Source organism: Cyanobium sp. Morenito 9A2 (assembly GCF_024345575.1).
Taxonomy (GTDB): domain Bacteria; phylum Cyanobacteriota; class Cyanobacteriia; order PCC-6307; family Cyanobiaceae; genus ATX-6F1.
In genome coordinates, this window is sequence record NZ_JAGQBJ010000026.1 from 1 (window position 1) to 5,183 (window position 5,183).

Annotated in this window: 5 protein-coding genes; 4 read left to right on the forward strand and 1 reads right to left on the reverse strand. The window is 68.0% G+C overall.

The annotated features are described in order from the left end of the window. The 4 genes from KBY88_RS15945 to KBY88_RS15960 all read left to right on the forward strand — a co-directional run. Window positions 1–870: MBOAT family O-acyltransferase (locus tag KBY88_RS15945; RefSeq protein ID WP_315858155.1), on the forward strand; the 870-nt coding region annotated here is incomplete at its 5' end. Further along, window positions 836–1,981, forward strand: a complete 1,146-nt coding sequence (locus KBY88_RS15950; RefSeq protein ID WP_254940932.1) for a hypothetical protein — start codon at window positions 836–838, stop codon at window positions 1,979–1,981. The genes KBY88_RS15945 and KBY88_RS15950, both read left to right, overlap by 35 nt. Then, a complete protein-coding gene (locus tag KBY88_RS15955; protein WP_254940933.1) occupies window positions 1,978–3,816 on the forward strand; it encodes an HAD-IIIC family phosphatase in 1,839 nt (612 codons plus the stop codon). Before KBY88_RS15950 ends, KBY88_RS15955 begins: the two co-directional genes overlap by 4 nt. Before the next feature lie 9 nt (window positions 3,817–3,825). Beyond that, the gene (locus KBY88_RS15960) at window positions 3,826–4,071 is read left to right on the forward strand and encodes an acyl carrier protein (protein ID WP_254940934.1); all 246 of its coding nucleotides are present in this window, start codon (window positions 3,826–3,828) and stop codon (window positions 4,069–4,071) included. Here the strand turns inward: KBY88_RS15960 and KBY88_RS15965 are convergent. Then, window positions 4,068–5,183, reverse strand: a 1,116-nt coding sequence (locus KBY88_RS15965) for a glycosyltransferase family 92 protein (RefSeq protein ID WP_254940935.1), incomplete at its 5' end; no start/stop codon positions are given. The genes KBY88_RS15960 and KBY88_RS15965 overlap by 4 nt on opposite strands.

Consider the following 5,183-nt stretch of genomic DNA (forward strand, 5'->3'; position numbering starts at 1 on the left):
ACGCTCGAGGGCTTCACGCGCGGTGCCTTCCTGGTGCTGCTGGGTCTGTTCAAGAAGATCGTCATCGCCGATGGGCTGTCCGAGACCATCGACCCGGTGTTCAGCGGCCAGGGCGGCTTCAGCGGCGCCGACATGGCGGCCGCTTCCTACCTCTACGTGCTGCAGATCTACTGCGACTTCTCCGGCTACACGGATGTCGCCCGCGGCGTCGCACGGATGCTGGGCTTCGACGTCATCAAGAACTTCATGACGCCGTTCTATGCCAAGTCGCCGTCCGAGTACTGGACGCGCTGGCACATCAGCCTGTCGAGCTGGGTCAAGGACTACATCTACCTGCCGCTCGCGTTGCACTACCTGCGCAAGGGCGACAGCAAGCTCAACGAGGCCCGCCCGCACCTCTACGCGATGCTGCTGATGGGCCTGTGGCACGGCGCGGCCTGGACCTACATCCTGTGGGGCCTGTACCACGGGCTGATGCTCATCCTGTGGTCGCTGGTCAAGTGGCCCAAGGCGCTGAAGCCGCTGCGCAAGCGCATCCCGGGCGCGTTCTGGATCGTGCTCTACTTCCACGTGACGCTGGTGAGCCTGCTGATCTTCCGCGCCACCTCGGTCGAGCAGATCGGCGACTTCCTCGGCGCGATCGCGCACATCGGCGCGCTCGACTTCCACCTCAAGCGCCCGACCTTCGCGACGCTGCTGGCGATCCCGCTGTTCCTCGTGCTGGACCACCTGGCCTACCGCCACGAAAGCGAGCGCTTCTACCTCCGCTGGCCGCCGATGGTCCGTGGCGCCTTGTACGCCACGCTGTTCACGCTCCTGCTGATGGGGCTGTCGAATGCATCCACCCAGTTCATCTACTTCCAGTTCTGAGGCCGCACTGGCCGCGTCGGCCGCGTCGCGCTGGCGCGCCGCCGGCGTGACCGCCGCCGGCTTCGTCGCGACGCTGCTGCTCTTCGAGCTGCTGTGCTGGGCCGCCTTCAACCACACGCCGCTGCGCAACGCGTCGATGCGGTCCTACTTCTGGTACGGCTCGTCCTACGAGAGCAAGCTGCGCCAGCTGGTCGCGACGCCGAACCCGGCGCCCAACTCGATCCTGTTCGCCGGCTGGATCAACGAGGCCGCGCTGGCGGACAAGCCGGCCGATGTCGACGTCACGGTCTACGGCAGTTCCTTCGCCGGCAACCTGGGCAAGGCGATGCGCGAACTGCGGCCGGAGCTGAAGCTGCGCTTCATCGGCGGCCCGGGGGCGCCGCTCAACCACGCCTACGGCTTCTACGAGCTGGACCGCGCGAAGCGCAAGACGCGCACGGCGGTCATCGGCGTCGCGTCCGAGGACGTCGCGCAGGTGCTGACGATGAACATCGGCAGCGTCAACGCCGATGCGCCGATGCCGTACTTCTTCCCGCGCTACGAGCTGGTCGACGGCCGTGTCGAGCGCACCGGCACGCCGCTGATCAACTCGCCGGACGAGTTGACCCGCGCCTTCCGGGACGACCCGGCGCTGTGGGCTCGCCAGCTCGACGTGATGGCGCAGCACGACGACGCCTTCCAGCGCCCGCTGTTCGCGGCCAGCGCCCTCGACCACAGCCTGATCGCCCGCTTCGTGCGCCGCGGCCTCGCGAAGCGGCACGCCGACAACTACGTGGCCCAGGCCTACGGCAGCCGCGGCTTCAAGAAGGACTCGCACATCATCCAGGTGTTCGAGGCCTTGCTGCAGCGGATGGTCGACGACCTGCGCGCCGAGGGCGTGAAGCCCATCGTCGTGCTGTTCTCGACGCGCGACTACGCGAACCACCTGGACGTGCTGCTGCGTCGTACGCTCGAAGCGAAGGGCGTGGCGGTCGTCAGCAGCTTCGACCTGTGTCCGTCGACCGACCGCACCAACTACATCCCCGACGGCCACTTCACGCCGCAATGCGACCTGAAGGCCGCGCAGGCGACGCTCGCGGTGCTCGACCAGGACGGCGGACCGACCCGATGAAGAGTGCACTGAAGACCCACCTGCGCGCCGGCGCCCACGACGAGGCGCTGTCGCTGCTGCTGCGCGCCGCACCGTCCGATCCGATCGACGACCTGCAGTACGCCGGCACGGCGCTGGACAAGATCCCGCGCGAGCTGCTCGACGCGCGGGTGCCGCTGCGCAAGCGGGTGGCGGTGCTGGGGGGCGCGACGACGCAGTTCTTCGTGCCGCTGCTGCGGCTGTTCGCGCTGCGACGCGGCCTCAACCTCGAGATCTACGAGAGCGACTTCGGCCTGTTCGAGCAGGAGATCTGGTCCGACTCCGAGACGCTGCGGGCGTTCAAGCCGGACGTGATCCACTTCCACGTCTGCAGCCAGAACCTGCCGTTCGCCTATCTTGAGGACGATGCCGCGGCCCGCGCCGAGGCCGAGTCCGCCCGGTTCCGTACGCTCTATGCGACGGCCGCCGAGCGCTTTGCCTGCCAGGTGCTGGCCGACAACTTCGCGACCGAGGTGGATCGACCCTACGGCAGCCTCGACGCCGTGCTCGGCGGCACCCGCAACAGCCTGCTGCGCGCCGTGAACCTGGAGCTCGCCCGCCATCTGCCGCCGCAGGTCTTCCTGCACGATGTGGACATGCTGTCGGCCGCCCACGGCAAGGCGCGCTGGTCGGACGCCCGGCTGTATCACTCGGCCAAGTGCGCCATCAGCTTCGACTGCCAGCCCCACTACGCCGACCACCTGGCGGCCGCGCTCGCGGCCATGTTCGGCAAGTCGAAGAAGTGCCTGGTGCTCGACCTCGACAACACGCTGTGGGGCGGCGTGATCGGCGACGACGGGCTAGGCGGCATCCAGCTCGGCGCTGGCGTGCCTGCCGGCGAGGCCTTCGTCGCCTTCCAGCGCTACGCGAAGGCACTGAAGGACCGCGGCGTGCTGCTCGCGGTGGCCAGCAAGAACCACCACGAGAACGCGGTCCAGCCGTTCCGCGAGCATCCCGACATGGTGCTGAAGGAGTCCGACATCAGCTGCTTCGTCGCCAACTGGGAGCCGAAGGACGGCAACATCAAGGCGATCGCGCGGCAGCTCAACATCGGGACCGACGCGCTGGTGTTCTTCGACGACAACCCCGCCGAGCGTGAACTCGTCCGGACCCGCCTGCCCGAGGTGACGGTGCCGGAGGTGCCGGTCGATCCGTCCTACTACGTGCAGTGCCTGGTCGACGGCCACTGGTTCGACACGCTGGGCGTCACCGCCGAGGACCGGCAGCGCAGCGACTTCTTCCAGGGCAATGTCGCGCGCGAGAGTCTCGAGAAATCGGCCGCCAACTACGACGACTACCTGCGCCAGCTCGACATGACGGCGATCGTCGAGCCGGTGACCGAGCAGAACCTCGCGCGCACCACGCAGCTGATCAACAAGACGAACCAGTTCAACCTGACGACGCGGCGCATGACCGAGGCCGAGGTCCGCGCCCATGCGGCCGACCCGCTGCGCTACACTTCGACCACGCGGCTCACCGACAAGTTCGGCGACAACGGCCTGATCAGCGTCGTGCTGGGCAGCGTGCCGGCCGATTCACCGGACCTGCTCGACATCGAGGTGTGGCTGATGAGCTGCCGCGTGCTCAAGCGCGGCGTCGAGGTGCTGGACCTGGAGCAGCTGCTGGCGTTCTGCCGGCGCCAGGGCCTGAAGCGCCTGCGCGGCCGCTACCTGCCGACGGCCAAGAACCAGCTCGTCGAGGGACACTACGCAACGCTCGGCTTCCGGCAGATCGAGTCCGGCGGCGAAGGGTCGACCTGGATCTACGACGTCGACGAGCCGTTCGGCCTGTCGCACAGCATCCAGATTCGCAATTGATCGGAGACCATGACCATGCGGGACTTTCGCGGCGAACTGCAGGAGATCTTCCGCGACCTGTTCGATGACGACGACATCGAGATCCACGCCGGCACCACCGCGGCCGACATCAAGGGCTGGGACTCGCTCAACAACGTGCGGCTGGTCGTGATGATCGAGAAGCACTTCGGCATCCGCTTCAGCACCGGCGAGGTGGTGAGCCTGAAGGACGTCGGCGAGCTCCTCAGGCTGATCGAGGCGCGCGCCGCCGGCTAGCCCTGGGCGATCAGCGGCACCGGCACCGCGTCGCCGTGGATGCGCGTGTGGCGGCCGTGGCCGGTGTTGACGATGTGGAAGAGCTTCAGGTGGTCCGAGGTCGTCACGACGGTCGGCGGCTTGGGCGTGTGAATGCCGAACAGCCCCGGATAGTCGCCCCGGTACACCGTCTTGACGCGGCTCCCGCCCTCGCTGCGGGCATTGGCCCAGACGTGGCGCAGCTCCCGGAAGGCGAGGTTGGGTGTCGCGACGCGGGTGGCGAAGCGGCGTCGCACGGCCTCCCACAGGCGGGCCCGGGCCGCCAGCATCACGCGCACGCCGCGTTTGCGCCATAGCGCACCCGGCAGCCACGACAGCGATCGGACCTCGGCCCAGTGGCAGGGGGCCGTCAGTGCCGGCAGGTCGATGCGCTCGACATGGTCGCGCACCGTCTCGCCCGGGACGCCGAGGAACTCGTCCAGGTCGATCAGCGCCAGGTAGGAGCAGTCGTCCAGGTAGCGGTGCCGGACCATGCTCAGGAAGGCGGTCTGCGCGTGGTGCTTGTTGCGCGCCGCCTGCGGGTCGACCAGCCCCGACTTGAAGGCCTCGGACTCGGGATCGAGCCAGTACGGGAAGTCCCACTCGCCATAGACGATGTCGTCGGCGTCCGGCAGCAAGCGGCGCACCTCGGAGAGGTCGCCGTTGTAGTAGAGATAGAAGCGGTCGACGCCCTGCAGCTTGTAGTAGCGATAGAAGGTCGGGATGTCCGCGAAGTCGCCCTTGAACAGCGTCGCGATCGCGAACTCGCGCGTCGGCCGTCCGGCGTCTGGCTCGATCGACGCCGTCAGCTCCTGGCCCTGGTAGCTGACCTGCAGTTCCAGCCGCGAGCCGCAGCACGAGTCGGCCAGCGGGTAGACGATGGCCCGCGAGGGCTCGTACTCGTTGGCGCCGATCTCCTCGAAGCGGCCCAGGCGTTGTCCGTCGAGTCGCACCTCGACCTGCGCGAAGTCGAAGACGACGTCCGGGTAATAGGTCGAGACGAGCACCAGTCGCTGGTCGCGGACGAAGGCGTCGAAGAACAGGAAGCGGCCGGGTCTCGAGGCGATGGCGAACGCGAGGGGAGTGAGGTCGGG